Origin of the sequence: Pseudochrobactrum sp. sp1633 (genome assembly GCF_030376605.1) — a bacterium.
In the GTDB taxonomy this organism is placed as follows: domain Bacteria; phylum Pseudomonadota; class Alphaproteobacteria; order Rhizobiales; family Rhizobiaceae; genus Pseudochrobactrum.
Map to the genome: position 1 here is coordinate 77507 of NZ_JARRAE010000005.1, position 22228 is coordinate 99734.

The following is a 22228-nucleotide window of genomic DNA, read 5'->3' on the forward strand; positions in this document are numbered from 1 at the left end:
AACAATTTTACGAGACAGACATGCCTAAGATACGGCCAAGGGTAAATACTGAAGAGCTGCGCCGGAAAGACCTGATCTCGGCTGCCATTCAGACAATCGGTGAGCGCGGTTCGCTGGATGTAACGGTTGCGCAGATTGCCCGCAAAGCCGGTGTGTCGGCAGCACTCGCGCATCATTATTTCGGCGGTAAGGATCAGCTTTTACTGGCAACCATGCGCCATTTGCTAAGCGAACTCGGCTCTGATCTTCGCCTCGCTTTGCAAACAGCAGCAACACCGCGCGCGCGGGTTTCTGCGATTATCGGCGTGAATTTTTCTGCCTCACAGTTTGCCCATGAAACCATTGCCGCATGGCTCACCTTCTATGCCCATGCACAGCAATCCTTGGAGATGCGCAGGCTACTGCGGGTCTATGCCCGCCGTCTGCATTCCAACCTGTGCTTTGCACTGGAGCAACTCACAGACAAACAAACCGCGCAACATATTGCGAAAGGTACCGGCGCTCTGATCGACGGTCTCTATATCCGCCACGCGCTGGGTGCCGATGCACCGGAAGCGCCAAAAGCGATAGCTCTGGTCGAAGATTACATCACCGTTCAACTGGCGCGTCTCCCGTTAAATCCATCCCGTAACCGGCATTAAGGAGCCCAGTATGGAAGCAGATTTCGTTATTATCGGCTCCGGTTCTGCCGGTTCTGCCATGGCCTACCGCCTGTCGGAAGACGGCAAACATTCTGTTATCGTTATCGAATATGGCGGCACCGATATCGGCCCGCTGATCCAGATGCCTGCCGCTCTGTCTTTCCCGATGAATATGTCCACCTATGACTGGGGTTTTAACACAGAGCCGGAACCGCATCTGAACGGCCGTCGTCTGGTTACCCCGCGCGGCAAGGTTATCGGCGGTTCATCTTCCGTCAACGGCATGGTCTATGTGCGCGGTCACGCCAAGGACTTCGACCATTGGGCTGAGAGCGGTGCCAGCGGCTGGTCCTATGCGGATGTGCTGCCTTACTTCAAACGCATGGAGCATTCCCACGGCGGTGAGGAAGGCTGGCGCGGCACCAATGGCCCGATGCATGTGCAGCGCGGCAAGCGCAGCAATCCGCTGTTCAAAGCTTTCAACGACGCCGGAAAACAGGCCGGTTTTGAAACCACAGAAGACTATAACGGCTCGAAGCAGGAAGGTTTCGGCCCGATGGAACAAACCATCCATCACGGTCGTCGCTGGTCAACCGCCAATGCCTATCTGCGCCCTGCCCTCAAACGCCGTAATGTGACGCTGGTCAATGCATTTGCCCGCAAGGTTGTGATCGAGAATGGCCGTGCGACCGGCGTTGAGATTGAAAAATCCGGCACAATCAGTGTTATCAAAGCCAAGCGTGAAGTGATTATCGCCGCTTCCAGCATCAATTCGCCAAAACTGCTGATGCTTTCCGGTATTGGCCCTGCGGAGCATCTGCGCGAACACGGCATTGAGGTCATGGCAGACCGTGCCGGTGTCGGCGCAAATTTGCAGGATCACATGGAAGTCTATGTGCAGCAGGAATGCTTGCAGCCGATTACGCTCTATTCCAGTCTCAACCTGTTTTCCAAAGCCCGCATTGGTGCAGAATGGCTGTTCTTCAAATCCGGTCTTGGCGCAACCAACCATTTTGAAGGCGCGGCCTTTGTGCGCTCGGCTGCGGGTGTAGAATATCCGGATATTCAGTTCCACTTCCTGCCGGTTGCAATCCGTTATGACGGTAAAGCAGCAGCAGGTGGCCACGGTTTTCAGGCGCATGTGGGGCCGATGCGTTCCAAGTCGCGCGGCTCGGTCACACTGCGCTCCAATGATCCGAAAGAGAAGCCGAAAATCCTGTTCAATTATATGTCGCATCCGGATGACTGGCGCGATTTCCGTCATTGCATCCGCCTGACCCGCGAGATCTTTGGCCAACAGGCTTTTGATGCCTATCGCGGACGGGAGATTCAACCGGGCGACGATCAGGTAACGGATGAGCAACTGGATAACTTCATTCGCGACCATGCAGAGAGTGCGTTCCACCCGTGCGGCACTTGTAAAATGGGTTCAGTCAATGACCCGATGGCCGTGGTTGATCCGGAATGCCGTGTGATCGGCGTTGAAGGTCTGCGCGTGGCTGACAGCTCGATTTTCCCGCGTGTGCCTTACGGCAATCTCAACGGCCCGTCGATTATGACCGGCGAGAAGGCTTCAGACCATATCTTAGGCAAAACACCGCTGCCGCGCTCCAATCAGGAGCCGTGGATTAATCCGCGCTGGCAAGTCTCCGATCGCTAATTTATAAAGCTCATAGAATTTTGAAGGAATTTCCCATGCGCGCACAGCCGCAAGCCTCACATTTTATCAATGGACGTTTTGTTGAAGATACAGCAGGCCGCGCTTTTGATGTGATCTATCCTGCCACCGGCGAAGTCATTGCCCGCCTGCACGGCGCAACACAGGTCATTGTCGATCAGGCTGTTGAAGCCGCCGCCAAAGCCCAAGTTGAATGGGCGAAGCTCAAGCCTGTTGAACGTGGCCGCATCTTGCGCCGTGCCGCAGAACTGATGCGCGAGCGTAATCAGGAACTATCGGAACTGGAAACACTGGACACCGGTAAAGCCATTCAGGAAACACTGGTGGCCGATGCAGCCTCCGGTGCCGATGCGATGGAATATTTCGGCAGTGTGATCTCCGGCTTCAATGGCGAGTTTGTCGAACTTGGCGGGCCTTTTGCCTATACACGCCGCGAAGCTCTGGGCGTTTGTGTTGGTATCGGCGCATGGAATTACCCGATCCAGATCGCCTCATGGAAATCTGCCCCTGCTTTGGCCATGGGCAATGCAGTCGTGTTCAAACCATCGGAAAATACACCGCTGTCAGCTCTGGCACTCGCACAGCTTTACAAGGATGCAGGTCTGCCGGACGGACTTTTCAACGTAGTTCAGGGCTTTGGTGATACTGGCGCAGCACTGATCAGCCATCCTAAAGTTGCTAAGATCTCGCTCACCGGCTCCGTGCCGACAGGCAAGAAAATCATGGCGCAGGCTGGCAGCGAGATGAAACAGGTCACCATGGAACTCGGCGGCAAATCCCCGTTGATCGTGTTCGATGATGCCGATCTGGAAAATGCCATTGGCGGCGCGATGCTCGGCAATTTCTATTCCACCGGTCAGGTTTGCTCTAACGGCACCCGCGTTTTTGTGCATGAGGCTGTTGCCGAACGTTTTGTAACCCGTCTGGTTGAGCGCACTCGTGCCATTCAGATCGGCGATCCGCTTGACCCGAGCACCCAGATGGGGCCGATGGTCAGCCTTCTCCAGCGCGACAAGGTTTTATCCTATATTGAAAAAGGCAAATCTGAAGGCGCAACTCTCGCTTGCGGCGGCGGTGTGCCAGCTATGCAGGGGCTGGAAAACGGCTCCTATATCGAGCCGACCATTTTCACCAATGTCAGCGATGATATGACCATTGCGCGGGAAGAAATCTTCGGCCCAGTGATGAGTATTCTGACCTTCAGCGACGAAGATGAAGTCGTTGCCCGCGCCAATGATACAGAGTTCGGCCTTGCTGCCGGTGTGTTCACCGCAGACAGCGCCCGCGGTCATCGTGTGATTGCAGCACTCAAGGCCGGTACATGCTGGATCAATGCCTATAATCTGACACCGGTGGAAGTACCTTTCGGCGGTTATAAAAACTCCGGTATCGGCCGCGAGAATGGCCTCGCCGCTCTCTCCCATTACAGTCAGATCAAGACAGTCTATGTGGAAACCGGCAAAGTCGACAGCCCTTACTGAGATTGTTTCAAGCGAAATAAAAAGCGGGCATTTTGCCCGCTTTTTTAATTTGTTTTCACGCATTGTCCTTACGCAAAACCGTTCCCACTTTTGCTGGAAATGCTCCAGTCAGAGCTTCAACGCTCTCAACCGCAATGAGTTCGCAATCACTGAGACCGAGGACAAGCTCATCGCTGCCGCTGCAATCATCGGCGATAATAAAGTGCCAGTGAACGGATAGAGCAGCCCCGCTGCCACCGGAATACCCAGTGCATTATAAACAAAAGCAAAGAACAGGTTTTCTTTGATATTGCGGATTGTCGCCTCTGCCAGATGATGCGCACGGGCTATGCCGGTGAGATCGCCTTTGAGCAGCGTAATCCCTGCGCTTTCCACGGCCACATCAGCCCCCGTGCCCATAGCAATACCCACATCGGCGGCGGCCAGTGCCGGTGCATCATTCACACCATCCCCCGCCATTGCGACTTTCTTGCCCTGTTTGTGCAACTCATCAACCAGCGCCTTTTTATCTTCCGGCAGCACATCAGCACGCACATCATCAAGACCGAGTTTAGCCGCCACAGCACGCGCCGTGCGTTCATTATCACCGGTTGCCATAATGATTTTCAAACCGCGCGCATGGAGTGTGCGGATGGCTTCTGCCGCCGTCTCCTTAATCGGATCGGCCACAGCAACCAGACCTGCCAGCTTGTTGTCAACGGCGACAAACATCGCGGTCTTACCTTCTGCCCGCAATGTATCGGCCTGCGCCTGAATGGCGGCAATATCCAGCCCCATGTCCTGCATCATCGCAGGATTACCAAGCGCAACTGACCGCCCTTTTACTGTACCGGCAACACCTTTGCCGGTAATTGCTTCAAAGGCATCAACATTATCGGTCTTCAACCCTTTTGCTTCGGCACCGGCAACAATGGCTTCCGCCAGCGGGTGCTCCGAACCTTTCTCAAGGCTCGCGGCCAGTTGCAACAACGTGTTGTCATCAATACCGGATACCGCCATCACATCCGTCAGTTTCGGTCGGCCTTCTGTGAGTGTGCCTGTTTTATCAACGATCAGCGTATCCACTTTCGCCATACGCTCCAGCGCCTCGGCATCCTTGATAAGCACACCAGCCTGCGCGCCGCGTCCTGTTGCTGTCATAATTGACATTGGCGTTGCCAGCCCCAGCGCACAGGGACAAGCGATAATCAGCACAGAAACCGCTGCCACAATGGCATAGATCATGCTCGGCTCCGGCCCCCACAGCGCCCAACCGATAAAGGACAGGATCGCAACAACAATAACCATCGGCACAAAATAGAATGAAATCCGGTCAGCCAGCCCCTGAATGGGCGCACGGGAACGCTGGGCTTTGGCCACCATATCCACAATCTGCGACAACATAGTTTCTGCGCCGATTTTCTCAGCCTGCATGACCAGAGAACCGTTTTTATTCACGGTGCCACCGATCACTTTATCGCCTTCGGTCTTTTCAACCGGCACCGGTTCACCGGTAATCATCGCCTCGTCGACAGAGGAACGGCCCTCCACCACGATACCGTCCACCGGCACACTGTCACCGGGGCGGATACGTAACTTGTCACCGGCCTGCACTTCATCCAGAGGCACATCGGCTTCACTGCCATCAGCCGCAATACGGCGTGCAGTTTTCGGCGCCAGATCAAGCAAAGCGCGGATAGCCGAGCCGGTACGCTCGCGGGCACGCAGTTCCAGCACCTGACCGAGAAAGACCAGCGTGACAATAACGGCTGCGGCCTCGAAATAAACCGGAACCGAACCGCCATGACCACGGAAGGAGTGCGGGAACATATCCGGAAACAGAATTGCAACCACGCTGTAAAGATAGGCGGCTCCGACACCGATCATAATCAGCGTCCACATATTCGGACTGCGATTTTTAAACGAGTCGACCCCGCGCTTGAAAAATGGCAACGCCGCCCACAAAACCGCCGGTGTCGCCAGTATAAACTCCAGCCAAACCGTTCTTTGCTCGCCGATCCATTCACGGACAGGCAGACCAAGCATCGGCCCCATTGTGACTATCAGCAAAGGGATGGAACAGATCGCACTTACCCAGAAGCGGCGTGTAAAATCTATAAGTTCAGGGTTAGGACCGTCATCAAGCGACGGCATAACCGGTTCCAGCGCCATACCGCAAATCGGGCATGAGCCCGGTTCATCACGGATAACTTCCGGATGCATCGGACAAGTATATTGCGCCCCTTTGATTGCAGGTGCGGCAGCAGATTGCGCGGTGAGATATTTCTCGGGATCAGCTTTGAATTTGCCGTGGCAACTATCTGAGCAAAAATGATATTCATGCCCTTTATAGGTCATATGCGGCTTGCCGGCGGCAGGATCGACCATCATCCCGCAGACGGGATCTTTCACTTTATTACCATGATCATGGTCGCCGTGATGATGCCCGTGATGCGCATCATCGGCATGGGTCGTATGCGATGCAGTATGCTTCATAAGAATCTCTCCTGCCTGTCAATTAACAGGCAGGATAAAGGTTCCCACTATAGCAAGGTCAAGCTATAGATTCAGCTTCTTCCTCATCGTCAGCAACCGGATTTTCATCCATCAACTCGACATAATCGGCATAATCCATCTGCATACGGCGATAGACCAGATATTTCGCATCGTGATAGCCAGCGATTGCACCGGTGCGTGGCTCCAGCACTTCACCCTTGCCGCTCATTGCCGCCATTGCTTCCGGCAGGCTAGCAAAGTCACCGCTGGCGACAGCACCAAGCATGGCAGAACCCAGCAGCACCGGCTCGGCCTGTTCCGGCACCAGCACACGGCAACCGGTAGCATCCGCATGTTCACGCAAATAAAGCTGATTGCGAGCCAGACCACCGGACACCACCAGCGTGTCAATTTCCATGCCTTCATGGCGCATTTCTTCAAGAATATGCCTTGTGCCATAGGCCAGCGCCTGAATTGTCGCCAGATAATCCAGTGCCAGATCATCCAACTCGTGATCCAGTGTCAGTCCGACAATCGCGCCTTTGCGCCAGCTTTCCGCCAGCGGTGAACGGTTGCCGTGGAAATCCGGCTGCACATGACGATGACGGGTCAGAGTTGCGGTTTCTTCTGCCATTTTTACCAGATGTGCATCGAGCAGATCAGCAATGCGCTTACCCGGATTTTCGGCTGCCAGTTTAACCGACACCGCATGACGCGCAATCACCGCATCAATCAAAGCACCTGCCGCCGACTGCCCGCCTTCATTCGCCCAGAGATCAGGCAGCAACGCCGAATAATATGGCCCCCATACACCGGAAACGAAAACCGGCTCTTTGCTCAGAGCGATATGGCAGGTTGAGGTACCGGCAATCAGCGCCAGACGCTGCTCGGTTGCACTCACACCGGCACTATCTGCAACAGCCAGCGTGCCAAGAGCACCGGAATAAGCATCAATCAGGCCGGTGGAAACAGCGATACCAGCTTTAAGGCCAAGCTCCGTTGCGGCCTGTTCCGACAATTTTCCTGCCAGTTCACCGGCGGCACCGAAGCGATTGCCGATGGCTGCAAAATTATCGTCACCCAGTTCTTCAAGGCCGATACTCTCAAGAAACGCGCTGTCCCAGCCCTCACCGGCTTTGCCCCGATCGCCGAGATAAGTCCATTTGCAAACCGGCGAGCAAAGCGAGCGCATATCGGTACCGGTAGCGCGATGCACCAGCCAATCAGGCAAATCCCAGAAAGCGGCTGTCTGCGTCCAGCTTTGCGGCAGTTCACGCTTGAACCAGCGGATTTTCGGCAGTTCCATTTCCGGCGACATACGGCCGCCGACATGGTTCAGCACTTTGCCGCCAATTTCGGTGATCTCATTGGCATCATTAATCGCGCGATGATCCATCCACAGGATCACATCCTGATCCGGCTCGCCCTTCGGGCTGACGCTTACCGGCTTACCTTCCGCATCTGCAACAACCAGCGAACAGGTGGCATCAAAGCCGATACCGGCAACACTGTCGGCAGCGATTGCGGCTTCAGTCATTGCGTTTTTCACAGCCTTACAGATCGATGCCCAGATATGCGCGGAACTCTGCTGGGCAAAATCCGCCTGCGCGCGAAAGGTTTCAATAGCGCAGGCTGCAGTGCCCAGTAACCGGCCTTTACTGTCAAAAATCCCTGCTCTGGCGCTGCCGGTTCCGACATCAATTCCAATATAGTGGCGCATCATCAATCCTCATGCACAGAAGAAAACTTTGATTCCGTGCTTACAACAATTTCATGACGTATCAATAGCACTGAAAGTGGTGCTATAAACAGATCAATGGCTCTCTCTTCCAAGCCCGTTTTGCGGCAGACCCAATCACTGACTATGACGCCGCAAATGCAGCAATCACTCAAAGTGCTGCAAATGAGCTGTGCTGAGCTGGAAGACTTTGTACAAAGTGAAATAGAAGCCAATCCGCTTTTGCAAAGAGCGCCAAGCGGTGCGCTGCCCTCTTCCAGCACTTCGGATTATTCTGTTGAAGATTTCGGCACTGTACAGCATTCCCTGCAAGATCATGTGGCCGAGCAGATCAATCTCAGCATCAGGGATAAAACCGAACGGCATATTGCCGAGCTGCTTGCAGAAACTCTGGATCAATCCGGTTATCTCCATGCGGATTTGGCGCAAATCGCCAAACGCCTGAATGTTACACCGGAACAGGTTATGCGTGTTCTGCGCCAATGTCAGGCTTTTGACCCGGCAGGGCTTTTCGCCCGCAATCTGGCGGAATGTCTGCGCCTGCAACTCCTTGCCGATGATCGCCTGACTGCAGAAATGACCATTCTGCTCAAACATCTTGATCTGGTAGCGAAGCGTGATTTCACGACGCTTAAAAAACTCTGCGATGCAGATGATGAAGAACTGGCAGAACTATTGGGTGAGCTCCGTGGCTTGAACCCCAAACCCGGTTTGATTTTTGACAGCACGCCTGCCCTGACCATTATCCCCGATTTGCTGGTTACCAAGACGCCAAGCGGCGAATGGAGCATCACGCTCAATCCGCAGGCTCTGCCCCGTGTACTGATGAATGAGGATTATAGCCGTAGGCTCAGTGACAACAGCCTTTCCAAGGAAGAGAAGCAGTTTCTGCGTGCCTGCAAACAAAAGGCAAGCTGGCTGACCCGTATTCTCGATCAGCGTGCGCAAACTGTTCTCAATGTCGGTGAACAGATTATCACCCATCAGCAGGCTTTTCTGGAAACTGGCGCTGTCGCGCTCAAACCGCTGACAATGCAGATGGTGGCCGATGCGATTGAGATGCATGAAAGCACCATCAGCCGCGTTGCCAATCAGAAATATATGCTGACCCCGCAAGGGCTGTTTGAATACCGCTATTTTTTCAATGCGGCGATCAGGGGCAAAACCGGCGATGATATTGCCTCCGAGGCTGTGCGCATCAAAATCCGCACGCTGATTGCGCAGGAAACAATCGATAGCGTTCTGTCCGATGAGGCCATCGTGCATAAGCTTGATGTGGAGGGTATTGTGATTGCCCGCCGGACAGTGGCTAAATATCGGGAAGAACTAGGCATTCCCTCCTCCGCAAAACGACGGCGGGAAATGAAGCTGCATGCCCAAAAGAGATAAGGCCGCGTAATCAGTTACACGGCCTTATCCTTAAGTTACTCAGCTACCCAATTACTTCGAGGCTTTAACAGTGTTGTAGCTGTTAATCAGGTTGCGGTAATCAGGAATGTGGTTTGCGAACAATGTACCCAGACCTTCAATATCATTACGCCAGTCGCGGTGCAGCTCACAAGCAAGACCGAACCATGTCATCAGCTGGGCACCGTTAGCACTCATACGATCCCATGCGGAATGACGGGTGATCTCGTTGAATGTACCGGACGCATCGGTCACCACGAAGACTTCGAAATCTTCAGCCAAAGCCGACAGCGCAGGGAAAGCCACACAAACTTCGGTCACAACACCAGCGATAATCAGCTGTTTTTTGCCGGTTGCCTTAACGGCTTTCACGAAATCTTCGTTATCCCACGCGTTGATCTGACCAGGACGAGCAATATAAGGCGCATTCGGGAAAAGCTCTTTCAGCTCAGGTACCAGCGGGCCGTTCGGGCCATCTTCGAAAGATGTGGTGAGAATGGTTGGCAGGTTGAAATATTTTGCCAGATCGGCAAGTGCCAGCACATTGTTTTTGAATTTATCAGGATCAATGTCACGAACCAGCGACAGCAGACCTGTCTGATGGTCTACGAGAAGAACGGCTGCATTGTCTTTATCGAGGCGGTTATAAGGCTTGGACATTTTCAAAAACTCCTTGGTTTTAAGTTGATGAAATGAACCTACCCGTAAGACGAAAAATCCAAAAGATAGCTATTTGGAACCACATCGTCCCATTTTAGAGACAATCAGACTCTTTACAAAACCGGAAGGAAGACAGGCTTCCCTCCGGCATAGTTCGACTGATTATGCAGCGCTGAAACCATCAACACGGCAAACAATCAAATCATGATCGGAAAGCGGACGCTGATTATCATCCAGTGAAGAGATGATGCGGCTCTCAGTGATATTCAGACCGCGGCTCAGGAACCAGTCCAGTTTCATGGCACGGTCAGGCCAGCGGGTAATCAGGCTCGGACGGGTTGTCATCTGATCCAGCGCACCGCTGTGACGGGTGAAACCGCGCTCGGAAGCCACACGGAACAGACCTTCCGCCTCAAAGTCACCTTCCGCATGATTACCGGTATTGAGATCGCCACCGATCAGCATCGGCATAGTGCCAAATTCTGCTTCCAACGCATCAATCAACTGCGCCACCTGTCTTTCGCGATAGGCTGCCGGAGAGGCACTTTCCAGATGCACAGATACCGCCAGAAACGGCCCGTCAACAGTTTCAATCACCGCGCCGATTGCATTGCGCTCACCCAGACGTGGCTGATCACCGCCATTGAAGAACCACAGACGCTCACCGGCCAGACGCTGCACAAAAATCTGCTGCATCGGCACAGAGGACATCAGCGCATTGCCGTGGAAACCTTTTTCGTTGAAATCATCTTCACAGAACTGATGCTCAATTTCAGAACCAAGACCAAGCTCAATGAATTCCACGCCATAGGCATATTCCATACCCATATGGCGGGCGACTTCCGCCGTCATGTTCTTCTGAGCAGTACGAGCCATGCCATTGTCCATCTCGGTCAGCAGTGCCACGGCCGGTTTTTCTGCCAGCATTTTCGCAGCGCTTTCCTCAGGGAACAGACAGCGTTCCAGATTCCATGCAGTCACGTTGAACGGAAAAGTCAGCGGCGCTGTTGAAGAAGCCTGCCCCCCGGTTTCAACACGGGTCATACAATCCATTGAAACCAGCTTCGCATCATGCGCGGCTGTGGTTATGTCCAGCTGCGTAATGCTCTGGCGCTCTTCATGAGAAGGCACATCAAGAGCGGCAACACGCGTGCGGATCATGGTTTCAACATTCATTACTTCAGTCATGTCATTTCTCAGTTTTATGCAGGAATATTTCAGGCAGAAACGGTTTGGTCTGCTCTTACAGGAGTTGAGGCTGTTTGCGATGCTTCTATGCGCTTGCCGGTTTGTTTGTCGAAGAAATGCAGTTTTTCAACGGAAACGGCCAGTCGCATTTCGTCACGGATTTCAGCCTCAGGCGGCAATGCTGCCACCAGTTTCTGATTACCGGCGAAACCATGCACAAGCCGCTGCGCGCCGAGTTCTTCCACATAATCGGTACGAAACTGCAAGCCGGTTTCGCCATCTTTTGCCAGACTCAGATCTTCCGCGCGGATACCAACGGTCACCTCACCCTGCAAAGGCGGGGCAGAATTAAATTGCAGCACATCTTCGCCCAGCATCAGAAGTGACTGATGCAAAGTGCCATCACAAAGGTTCATCGCCGGAGAGCCGATAAAGCTAGCAACAAAAGTCGATGCAGGTTTGTGATAAATTTCCAGCGGCGCACCAACCTGTTCAATCTCACCACGGTTCAGCACCACCAGACGGTCAGCCAATGTCATAGCTTCCAGCTGATCATGGGTCACATAGATAGATGTGGTGTTCACGCGGCGCTGCAACCGGCGAATTTCTCCGCGCATGGAAACACGTAATTTGGCATCGAGATTGGACAGCGGCTCATCAAACAGAAACACCGCAGGCTTGCGCACAATTGCACGCCCCATCGCCACACGCTGGCGCTGCCCGCCGGAAAGCGCACGCGGCTTGCGTTGCAGATAAGGTTCCAACTCCAGCATCCGTGCGGCTTCAGCCACACGCGCTTCGATCTCAGCCTTTGGCGTTTTGCGGTTCCGCAAACCATAGGCCATATTATCATAAACGGACATATGCGGATAAAGCGCATAGTTCTGGAACACCATAGCAATATCGCGTTCAGCCGGTTCCACCTCATTGACCACACGGTCACCGATGCTCACTTGCCCCTCAGAAATACTTTCCAGCCCTGCCACCATGCGCAGCAATGTAGACTTACCGCAGCCGGAAGGCCCGACCAGAACGATGAACTCGCCGTCTTTAATATCAATATCCACCGCATTGACGGCTTTCGTGCCGCCTGCATAGATTTTCGATACATTTTCAATTTTAACCTGTGCCATCAAAGGCTCCTCAGAATTTCTTATTTATCGCTCTCGGTCAGCCCTTTGATGAACCAGCGCTGGAACACCACAACCACCAGCACCGGCGGCACCATAGCGAGCACAGCAAGAGCAAAAGCCTCGTTATAGTCCGGAATTTGTGCGCCGACCCACACCTGCAAAATCTGCTTGATACCGCGCATCAGCGTGAAGAAGCTCTCATCGGTCGTCACCAGCATCGGCCAGAGATACTGGTTCCAGCCATAGACAAACATGATGATGAACATCGCGGCAATCATGGTGCGTGACAGCGGGATCAGCACATCGATGAAAAACTTGACCGGTCCTGCCCCGTCTATACGTGCGGCTTCCAGCAGTTCATCGGGCACAGCTTTAAAGAACTGACGGAAATAGAATGTGCCTGTGGCGGATGCCAGCAATGGCACTATCAACCCCGAATAGCTGTTGAGCATGCCGAAGGACGACACCACCTGATAGGAAGGCACGATGCGCACCTCCAGCGGCAGCAGCAGCGTGGTGAAAATCAGCCAGAATGCCAGCGTGGCAAAGCGAAAGCGGAAATAGACAATCGCATAAGCAGCCAGCATCGACAGCACAATTTTGCCGACAGCAAAACCAAGGCCGAGGATCAGCGAATTCAGCAGCATCCGCGAGCCGGTGATCTGGCCGGTAAAGCCCCCCTCACGGGTCAGCACATTGCTATAAGTCTCCGTGAAATTATCACCCCAGCTCAGGGATAAGCCATTGGAGTGAATATCAGCCGCCGTATGGCTGGAAGTGGTGAAAGCCACCACCACCGGCAATATCAGAAACAGCGCTCCGGCGAGCAGGATCAGATGATCTGTAATTTTAACTTTATGCATCTTTTTTGCCCGCTCAATTATAATGGATGCGCCGCTCGATGAAGCGGAACTGCACGATGGTCAGCGTGAACACCACCAGCATCAGAATGACGGATTGTGCTGACGAGCTGCCAATATCATTGCCTCGGAAGCCGTCCATGAACACTTTATAGACCAGCGTAATCGGGTTATTGGCGGCCTTATCCTTCACCATCACATCAATCACACCGAAAGTATCAAACAGCGCATAGGTAATATTGATGATGAGTAGGAAGAACACAGTCGGTGCCAGCAAAGGCAGAATGACAGTGCGAAAACGACGGGCACCGGAGCGGCAATCCATCACCGCAGCCTCACGCACCGAGGCCGGAACCGCCTGCAAGCCAGACAAGATAAAAATGAAATTATACGGGATCTGTTTCCAGACCGAGACGACGATCATCGCAAAAGCAGTGTCGAAATAATTCAGCCCGACTTTCATATCCCAGCCAAACCATGCAGCCATTTTCACAAACGGACCGATATGCTGATCGAACATCATCATCCCGATAAGACCGGCAACCGGCGGCGCAATGGCATAGACTGAGATCAGCACGGTTTTATAAGTAGCATTACCGCGGATCACCACATCGGCCTTAACCGCAAGCAACATACCAATCCCAAGCGAAAACGCAGTAACCAGAATGGTAAAAAGCGCCGTAAAACCTGCAATGTTGCGATATTCCGGGCTGGTCAAAACGCCGGTATAATTTTCGAGGCCAACAAAGGTTGAACCGAAACCGAACGGGTCTTCAATATAAAATGACGACTGAATAGCCTGAGCTGACGGCCAGTAGAAAAAGAGCAGCACAACGGCCAGCTGCGGCGCTAATAAAAGATAAGGCAACAGCCGCGTATTAAACTGTACTCGCTTGGCCGGTTCTGCCTGCTTTGCACGGTCAGACGACCGGAAGCGCGAGAAAAACGTAGCAAGTTTTGAAGGTTGAGAAGTCTGGATATATGCCACCTGGCAAATCCCCGTCTTTTGAGAAAGGTCGATTAAAAACGGGGTCAGGCATAATTTGCTCTGACCCCGCCCGTACTCTTGAGATTGACTCTCAGTGTTTAGTTCGCGGTCTTAGCGAAGCGTATCAGCAGGTCATTGCCTTCTTTTTCAATGGTTTCGAAAGCCTGTTTGACAGAGGTTTCACCAGCGAAAATACGGTTATATTCGCGTTCCATAACAGTGCGGATTTGCGGGTAGAAACCGAGGCGGTAGCCCTTCGACCATTCACCGGACTGCAGCATCAGCTGCTTGATGCCAACTTCGGCAACCGGTGTTTTCTCGTAATAGCCTTCAGATTTCGCCAGTTCATAAGCAGCCTTGGTAATGGCTACATAACCGGTTGCCTGATGGTAATATTTCTGTACTTCCGGCGAGGTCAGGAACTGGAAGAAGTCAGCAACGCATTTGTTTTCTGCGTCCGGCTTACCAGCCATTGCGAACAGCGCCGCACCGCCGATAAAGCTGTTGGTGCCAGCACCGTCTACGGCTTTCCAATAAGGCAGGAAGTCAGCGGAGAATTCCATTTTCGCGGTTTTCTGCAAGCCCCCGAAGGAGCCGGAAGAACCGATCCAGAAGGCCACTTTACCTTCATCAAAAGGCTTCTGGTTGTCTGCCCAGCCCGCACCGTAGAAGCCGAAATAGCCTTTATCAGACCAGTCTTTCAACTTTTCGAACATCATAACAAGGTTCGGGTCAGTCACATTGAGCTTGGTGTCCTGAACACTGTCATAACCGTTATTATTGGTTGCGAACTGAATATTCTGGCGGGAGAAGAAGTTCTCGGTGAACTGCCATGTCAACTGCGAAGCGGTGAGCGGAATATAACCGGCTTCTTTGAGCTTCGGCGCGATGGCTTCAAACTCTTCCCATGTTTTCGGGGCTTCAACACCGGCCTTTTTCAGCGCTTCATTATTGATATACATGATCGGCGCAGAAGAGTTGAACGGCATACCAACAAACTTGCCATCCGGTGCAGCATAGAAATAACGCACACCTTCGATGAAAGCTTCACGGTCAAATTTATAACCGGCATTGTTGATCAGGTCTTCAGCAGGCACTGTTGCGCCTTTTGCATTGATGATGGTGGCTGCACCGGCATCAAAAACCTGAAGAATGTTTGGCTGTTCGCCTGAGCGGAATGCAGCAATACCGGAAGCCAGCGCTTCTTCATATGTGCCTTTGGAAACCGGTGTCAGAGCGCAAGACTGCTGCGATTCATTAAAGCGCTTTGAGATCTCGTTGATCACTTCAGCATTCGCGCCGCCCATGCCATGCCACCAGCTGATATTGGTTGCAGCCATCGAAGATGTGGCAGAGACAGTCAGTGTCAAAGCAGCGATAGAGATTTTTCTGAACATTGCAGATCCCGTTTGTTGAAAAACTGGTTCCGCAATAGAGGGTGGATATGACACCGAATTAACAGGAATGAATCAGATTTATGAAACGCACCGAAACCGGCATGTTGCATAAATCGGTCATGGCCTGCCCTGTGCAAACCCAGACCTACCTCACGACAGGAAAATGAAGTCCAGAATGATCGTGGAAAATAACAGGCCAATCATCACATATTGAAATCGCCTGCGCTTAATATTCATAGCAATCAGAATAACGATGGTTTCCAGCAGCAGGACAATTGGCAGAACGATCATATTATCGGTTTCGTTTTTTATGAAGGATGTTCTGATCTGCTCGAAAGACTGCATGCTGTTGATGAAAATAAAGAGTGCGAAAAGCCATTTCTTTCTCGAAAAAAAATAGGTCTCGTAATCCCCATATTCTTTAATATCATCCGGTGTCAGGGTTACGCAGATGAAAAAGAGACCAAAGACATAAAACAACTCTAAGATATAAGTAACAATATCATAGGTTTTATTATTACTATCGATGAGATAATCCCACCAGAACTGAATAATCCATAAAAATACGACCAGAATCCAGCCTATATGAATATAGGATACTTTGTTCTTCGAGGGATGCTGAATAAATTTGGAAGCGAAGACCAGCAAGCGCGACAGGCACAAGCTTATGCCCATGCCATTGATAATGCGCATATGCGAAAAAACATCAGCCTGACTGACAAGAATATCCGCGGCCATTGGCACGTCCCCCTCCGGATATGCGTATTACAAACTGCCGGATACATCCCCTCCGGCTGTCACTTTATGTATTAGTAAATGATCAGCTCGAATGATGCCGCCATTGTCAGGAGCAGTGCGCCCAGAATTGCCAGAATCAAACCGGTTCTAAAATGTTTGGATGCTTTAACAACCAAGCCCTTGTCATCGCCTTGTCCCGCATCACCATGCAGGGATGTGGAGAACAGAACGACCAGCAAACCGATCAGCAGTATGAATGAACCTGCAGCACTCAGCAGGTCGCAGATAAAAAGCGTCAAATTGGTATTGGTCATAGAAGTTTCACCGGACAGATTACAAAATTATCAACGATCGTTATAAACTCTGCCCGCGCATGACAAGCTTTAAGATTTTAATACATTATAATGTGAAGCAATAATTCCCACCATAATTTATGCGCTTTTCTGATGTCATGCAGAAACAACACTGGTCTTATCTTCGGTTCATGCGATACAACGCATGAACTATTAAAAGATGCAGCAAGCATGAATAAAAATACGGAGGAACGCTCAAGATGCATTACGCGCGTATTACCGAGCGTCTGAGCAATAAAGGCTCGCATAAATGGGCAGTACATATCCGCGCCCGTGAAATGAAAGCGGCAGGCGAAGATATTATCGAACTGACAATCGGTGAACCGGATATTCCGACACCTGCGGATATGATTGACGAAGCTGCCCGCTCCATGCGCGCAGGCCGCACCCGCTATACCAGCGGCCGTGGCGAGCCGTCTATTCTTGCGGCGCTTTCGGATAAATATTCCAAGCGCACCGGACGCCCTATCAATACACAGCAAATTCTCTGCTTTCCGGGCACACAAAGCGCACTGGCAGTTGCCATGCTCGGACTGGCTGAAGAAGGTGATGAGGTTATCACCACCAATCCGTGCTACGCGACCTATGAAGGTGTAATCAGGGCAACAGGTGCCACGCCGGTCTATGTACCGGTCAGTGAGGCAAACGGTTTTCGCCTGCAGGCTGCCGATCTGGAAAAAGCCATTACCCCGCGCTCGCGCGTGCTGCTGCTCAACTCACCGCATAATCCGACCGGCGCAATGCTGAGCAGAGAAGAAATTGTGGCAATCGGTGAAGTCTGCCGTAAACACAACCTCTGGATCATCTCTGATGAGGTTTATGAATTACTGGTTTTTGAGGGTGAGTTTGCCTCTCCGCTTGATCTGCCGGAACTTGCCGAGCGCACGGTAGTCGTTGCCTCAATCTCCAAGTCCCACTCCGCGCCGGGTTTCCGCAGCGGATGGTGCGTGGGGCCGGAAGAATTTACGACACGCTTACTTCCGCTGTCCGAATCCCTGCTGTTCGGCGTACAGCCTTTCATCGCGGATATGACCGCTTATGCGCTGAACCGCCCTGCAACGGCCGCCAAGCAGATGCTGGATAATTTTTACCACCGTGCGCAGATGATCTCTGAGCGGCTGGATGGTCTGGCTGGTATTTCCTGCAAAATCCCGCAGGCAGGCATGTTTATTCTTGCGGATATTCGTGCGACCGGAATGACCGGTGCGGAATTTGCCATGCGCCTGCTGGAAGAGGAAAAGATTGCCACAATGCCCGGCGATTCCTTCGGCAGCAATCTGGTTGGCTTTCTGCGCCTCAGCCTCAGCGTGGCCGATGATCAAATTGATGCAGCTTGTGCGGGCATGGTGCGCCTTGCCCAGCGCATTACAATGGAAAAAGCTGCATAATCATTATCATGCATGAAAAAGCCCGCCTCAGAAATGAGGCGGGCTTTTTGCTTTTATAGTGAAGTTTACTTTAGCGGATAAGCGTCACATGCTTGGCACCAAATGCCCAGAGAATAGTGCGCACGATCAGCAGAGCCGCAATCACAATCAGCATGATACAGACCGAGAATGCCGCCGCCTGATTGACCGCCCCGCGATCGGACAATTGCAACACGGAGATCGAGGCAACCTGCGTAGCCGGCGTGGTAAGGAAGATCACTGCGGACAGTGATACCATTGTGCGCATGAAGAACAACACACCTACACCCAGCAAAGTCGGCCAGAGCAGCGGCAATGTCACTTTGCGCAGTGTCGTCAACACACTACCGCCGAGCATGGTTGATGCTTCATCAAACGAACCGCTGATCTGTTTCAGGCTGGTTGAGGAAATCAGGAATGCATGAGCATGGTTATAATAAACACTGAGAATAATAATCAGCGCAAAACTGCCATAGAGAAAATGCAGCGGATTGGACGGATTATTAAAAGCCAGCACATAGCCAAGACCCAGTACCATCCCCGGAACGGCTGATGGCAGAATAGCCAGGAATGCCAGCGGGCCGGTCAGAGGGTTTTTAAACTTCTGCACGGCAATGGCTGTCATGCCCGCAATAGCCACACCCAGTAAGGCGGTTGCCAGACTGATCTTCACACTGTTCCACAAAGGTGCAGTGCCGTTCTGCACATCAAACTGATAGTGCTGCAGGGTGAAGCTCATATTATACGGCCACAACTTGACGAAGCTTGCCAGCACCACAATCAGAATAACACTCAGGATCAGCGCCATTGTAAAATAGGCATAGAGACCAAGAAACAGATCCCGTTTGAAGGCGGGACGCACAACCATTGGCCGCGCCTGTGACGTGAGCAATGCCTGCTGCTGCTTGGTCAGACGTTTTTCAACAATCTTGGCCGCAATCGCGGGCATCAGCAGTACAATACCAATCACCGCGCCAAGGCCGAACTGTGCCTGCCCGATCACCTGATTATAGACTTCAGTAGCCAGCACGTTGAAATCGCCGCCAATCACCATCGGATTACCGAAATCGGTCATCACCAGATTGAACACCACGAAACATGCTGCCGCCAAACCATAGCGGGTAGCAGGCAATGTCTGGGTGCGGAAGATGCGCCACGGACCTGCTCCGAGAACCTCTGCACTTTCATGCAAACGGGCATCACTGACAGCCAAGGCAGCCGAGAGGATCAGGAAAGCATAGGGAAAAGCATAAAGCGCATTGGCAATCACCACACCCCAGAAACCATAGATATCAATATCCATGCCCATCCAGCGGTTGAGAATACCGTTACGCCCGAGCAACAGCACCAGCCCCTGCGCCTGCACCAGTGAGGGTGCAAACAGCGGAATAAGTGCGGCCATCCGCAACATAGGCTTAAACGGCACATGGGCACGTTGCAGCGTATAGGCATACGCATAGGCCATGCCGGTAACAATAACCGTGCAGGTCAGCGCCATGCCTAAACTGTTCAGCACCAGCGTCCAGAAACGGGCAGTGGTAAAGGTATGGGCAAAGTTACCAAGCCCGAACCCTTCCGGCGTGCTGAAGCCCAGAACCAGAATAGCCCAGAGCGGCATAACCAGAAAGATCAGGATCAAAGCTGTGATCCCGATTGTCACAGCCCATGATATGAAATTATCGCTAAACAGACCGCGCTTTAAACCGGCACCGGTTGTGGCAGGAATGGAAACACCGGCGCTGCTCATGCCAGCACCCGCAGCGCTTCAGCAGGCAGATGCAACGTTACAGCATCACCGGTCTGGGGCATGTCCCCTGTTTTATTCAATGCACCATGCATTTCCACGCTGATTTTAACATCAGGGCGTTTATCCGGCACCACTTCAAGCCGCGATATGTGCCCCAGATAAATCTGGCTGCGGATTGTAGCCGGAAAATGATTATCATCACTCGCGGCCTGAGAGGCGGGCAGAAGGCTGATGGATTCAGGACGGATCCCCACTTTGCTGACCGGCGAGGAACCATGCGCATCGGAGTGATTCAGCTTCAGTGCCTTATCAGCAAATTGCAGACCTTTACCGCCCGCTTTATCCAGCGGCAGAATATTCATACGACCAATAAAGTCAGCCACAAAACTGGTGACCGGCTGCTGATACAGCATTTGCGGCGAGCCGGTTTGCTCAATGTGGCCGTCTTTCATCACCACAATGACATCAGCCATAGCCAGCGCTTCTTCCTGATCATGGGTGACCATGATGGTGGTAATGCCCACCCGCTTTTGCAGCGCGCGAATTTCATTACGCAATTCTTCACGCACCTTGGCATCCAGCGCCGAGAGCGGTTCATCAAGCAACAACAGCGACGGATTAGGCGCGAGCGCACGCGCAATAGCAATACGCTGCTGCTGCCCGCCGGACATCTGCGCAGGCAGTTTTTCCGCCTGATCGCTCAGATGCACAAGCTCCAGCATTTCGCGAACCCGTGTTGCAATCTGCGCTTTTGTCCAGCTCCGGCATTCCAGCCCGTAGGCAATATTGCGCGCAGCCGTCATATGCGGAAACAGCGAATAGGACTGAAACACCACACCAAAATTGCGCGACCGTGCCGGTGTGCGGGACAAATCGGCGTCGCCCAGCATGATCTGGCCGGAGTCAATATCCTCAAGCCCTGCAACAGAGCGCAGCAAAGTTGTCTTGCCGCAACCCGAAGGGCCGAGAAAACACACCAGTGAACCATGCGGAATATTCAGAGACACATTGTCCAGAGCTTTAACGGCACCATAATTTTTAATGACGTTCTGAATATGCAAATCCATTGGCATTGTTTCCTTTGGTATTTTGTTGTTTTAAGCGCAGAACCTGAACGGCCGCGCATTCCCCGTATGCCATCGTTTCGGGCAGCTTCTTGTCGTTTTTCCAACGGGCTGCTTTAAGTATTTGTTTTTAAAACGATAGTTCCATCAAAGCATAGAGCCAAAACCGGATAACTCAAGGCTATCCGGTCTTGTTGGTTTTTAACGCTCGTATTTCTTCTGCCATGCATCGATGATTTTTGTACGATCATCGGCAGCCGCTTTGAAGTCTACGGCATACATTACTTTAGACACATCTTCAGGAAGACCGGCTTCCTTAAACTTATCCGGCATCGCACCGCCCGGAATGGTCACAATGGCCTTCCACTTGTAATATTCGTCTGCGGCCTGCTTGCTCACAGTCCAGTCAAGGAAGCGCTTCGCAGCATCTTTTTGCTTGGATGTGGAAACCAGCGCGTTGGCTTCCAGCTCATTACCGGCACCTTCAGACGGGATTACCATCGTGATCGGATAGCCTTCAGCAATATTCTTGATTGCGCGCAGTTCAAAAGAAGCACCAACCGTATATTCGCCCATCGAGGCTACATTGCACGGCTTGGAACCGGACTTGATATATTGCGCGACGTTCTTGTCCAGACTGTCGAGGAATGCCCAGCCCTTCTCTTCGCCCATCTGCTGGATCAGCGAGTCAATCTGGATGTAGCCGGTGCCGGAAGACGCAGGATTCGGCATCACCACTTCGCCTTTAAACGCAGGATCGGTCAGATCAGCCCATGATTTAGGCATCGTCAGACCTTTGGCTTTCAGGCGTTCATTATTCACGCAGAAGGCCGCCATATAACCGGTAACCGCAAACCAGCGATCTTCTTTGTCGCGGAACTGCGCAGGCACATTGTCAATATTGGCCGGCTTGTAAGGCTCCAGCGTTTTAATGATTTCTGGATTAAACAGGGAAGTAACAGCGACACCCCAGAGAACGTCATGCTGAGGATTGGCCTGTTCAGCAATAATTCGGGCAACAAGATCACCATTGGAGAGGCGCAGCATGTTGATGTCGAGATCAGGCAAAGCTTTTTTTGCTTCCGCAAGGAAAGCCGCCGCTTCGTCTTCTTCATATACGGTGTAAACCGTAATGGTTTCTGCCAGTGCAGAGCTGGCCAACAGAGTTGCAGCCAATGCACCTAATGTTTTCAGATAACTCTTACGCATATGAAAAGCCCCCATCCTATGGATTTTGTTCGAGTTTTTTACAGTTCCCACGCATAATGAAGAAA

At 52.3% G+C, this 22228-nt stretch carries 18 protein-coding genes; 5 read left to right on the top strand and 13 right to left on the bottom strand.

The features are described 5' to 3' along the window. The first annotated feature begins 20 nt into the window (after positions 1–20). From betI to betB, 3 genes are read left to right on the top strand one after another with little or no spacing between them, the layout of a single operon-like run. On the top strand, positions 21–641 hold the full coding sequence (gene betI / locus P8H26_RS07365) for a transcriptional regulator BetI (RefSeq protein ID WP_289632291.1): 621 nt from the start codon (positions 21–23) through the stop codon (positions 639–641). Between the two features lie 10 nt (positions 642–651). Further along, the gene (gene betA, locus P8H26_RS07370) at positions 652–2301 is read left to right on the top strand and encodes a choline dehydrogenase (RefSeq protein WP_289632292.1); all 1650 of its coding nucleotides are present in this window, start codon (positions 652–654) and stop codon (positions 2299–2301) included. Between the two features lie 35 nt (positions 2302–2336). After that, positions 2337–3800 carry a betaine-aldehyde dehydrogenase gene (gene betB / locus P8H26_RS07375; protein ID WP_289632293.1) on the top strand — a complete coding sequence of 488 codons (1464 nt, stop codon included), beginning with the start codon at positions 2337–2339 and terminating at the stop codon, positions 3798–3800. A gap of 108 nt (positions 3801–3908) precedes the next feature. On the opposite strand, the gene P8H26_RS07380 is transcribed toward betB, so the two are convergent. Beyond that, the gene (locus P8H26_RS07380) at positions 3909–6275 is read right to left on the bottom strand and encodes a heavy metal translocating P-type ATPase (RefSeq protein WP_289632294.1); all 2367 of its coding nucleotides are present in this window, start codon (positions 6273–6275) and stop codon (positions 3909–3911) included. A 58-nt stretch (positions 6276–6333) separates the two neighbouring features. Continuing rightward, a complete protein-coding gene (locus P8H26_RS07385; RefSeq protein ID WP_289632295.1) occupies positions 6334–7998 on the bottom strand; it encodes an FGGY-family carbohydrate kinase in 1665 nt (554 codons plus the stop codon). 93 nt (positions 7999–8091) lie between these two features. Here P8H26_RS07385 and rpoN point away from each other — a divergent pair, with 93 nt between their 5' ends. Next, positions 8092–9402, top strand: a complete 1311-nt coding sequence (gene rpoN, locus P8H26_RS07390) for an RNA polymerase factor sigma-54 (protein WP_289632296.1) — start codon at positions 8092–8094, stop codon at positions 9400–9402. Positions 9403–9453: 51 nt separating this feature from the next. Here rpoN and ycaC read toward each other — a convergent pair whose 3' ends face one another. The 8 genes from ycaC to P8H26_RS07430 form a co-directional block, all read right to left on the bottom strand. After that, positions 9454–10080: an isochorismate family cysteine hydrolase YcaC gene (gene ycaC, locus P8H26_RS07395; RefSeq protein WP_075654524.1), complete on the bottom strand. Its 627-nt coding sequence runs from the start codon at positions 10078–10080 to the stop codon at positions 9454–9456. Positions 10081–10242: 162 nt separating this feature from the next. Continuing rightward, a complete protein-coding gene (locus P8H26_RS07400; RefSeq protein ID WP_308446657.1) occupies positions 10243–11268 on the bottom strand; it encodes an endonuclease/exonuclease/phosphatase family protein in 1026 nt (341 codons plus the stop codon). 29 nt (positions 11269–11297) lie between these two features. Beyond that, entirely contained in the window at positions 11298–12401 is a 1104-nt protein-coding gene (locus P8H26_RS07405) for a sn-glycerol-3-phosphate import ATP-binding protein UgpC (protein ID WP_289632297.1), read from the bottom strand. Positions 12402–12421: 20 nt separating this feature from the next. After that, positions 12422–13264, bottom strand: a complete 843-nt coding sequence (gene ugpE / locus P8H26_RS07410) for a sn-glycerol-3-phosphate ABC transporter permease UgpE (protein WP_289632298.1) — start codon at positions 13262–13264, stop codon at positions 12422–12424. Positions 13265–13277: 13 nt separating this feature from the next. Continuing rightward, complete coding sequence (locus P8H26_RS07415) at positions 13278–14249, bottom strand: ABC transporter permease subunit (protein ID WP_289632299.1); 972 nt, start codon at positions 14247–14249, stop codon at positions 13278–13280. 98 nt (positions 14250–14347) lie between these two features. Beyond that, positions 14348–15646, bottom strand: a complete 1299-nt coding sequence (locus P8H26_RS07420) for an extracellular solute-binding protein (protein ID WP_289632300.1) — start codon at positions 15644–15646, stop codon at positions 14348–14350. 150 nt (positions 15647–15796) lie between these two features. Next, positions 15797–16384 carry a hypothetical protein gene (locus P8H26_RS07425; protein WP_289632301.1) on the bottom strand — a complete coding sequence of 196 codons (588 nt, stop codon included), beginning with the start codon at positions 16382–16384 and terminating at the stop codon, positions 15797–15799. Between the two features lie 71 nt (positions 16385–16455). Beyond that, positions 16456–16698, bottom strand: coding sequence for a hypothetical protein (locus tag P8H26_RS07430; RefSeq protein ID WP_289632302.1), 243 nt, complete (start codon positions 16696–16698; stop codon positions 16456–16458). A 239-nt stretch (positions 16699–16937) separates the two neighbouring features. Between P8H26_RS07430 and P8H26_RS07435 the strand changes: the two genes are divergently transcribed. Beyond that, positions 16938–18125, top strand: coding sequence for a pyridoxal phosphate-dependent aminotransferase (locus P8H26_RS07435; RefSeq protein ID WP_289632303.1), 1188 nt, complete (start codon positions 16938–16940; stop codon positions 18123–18125). A gap of 70 nt (positions 18126–18195) precedes the next feature. Here P8H26_RS07435 and P8H26_RS07440 read toward each other — a convergent pair whose 3' ends face one another. From P8H26_RS07440 to P8H26_RS07450, 3 genes are all read right to left on the bottom strand, one after another. Then, a complete protein-coding gene (locus tag P8H26_RS07440) occupies positions 18196–19890 on the bottom strand; it encodes an ABC transporter permease subunit (RefSeq protein WP_289632304.1) in 1695 nt (564 codons plus the stop codon). Continuing rightward, positions 19887–20957 (bottom strand): ABC transporter ATP-binding protein, encoded by a 1071-nt coding sequence (locus P8H26_RS07445; RefSeq protein ID WP_289632305.1) that lies wholly within the window; start codon positions 20955–20957, stop codon positions 19887–19889. The genes P8H26_RS07440 and P8H26_RS07445 overlap by 4 nt, the downstream gene beginning before the upstream one ends. A 198-nt stretch (positions 20958–21155) precedes the next feature. Beyond that, on the bottom strand, positions 21156–22163 hold the full coding sequence (locus tag P8H26_RS07450; RefSeq protein ID WP_289632306.1) for an ABC transporter substrate-binding protein: 1008 nt from the start codon (positions 22161–22163) through the stop codon (positions 21156–21158). Between the last annotated feature and the right edge of the window lie 65 nt (positions 22164–22228).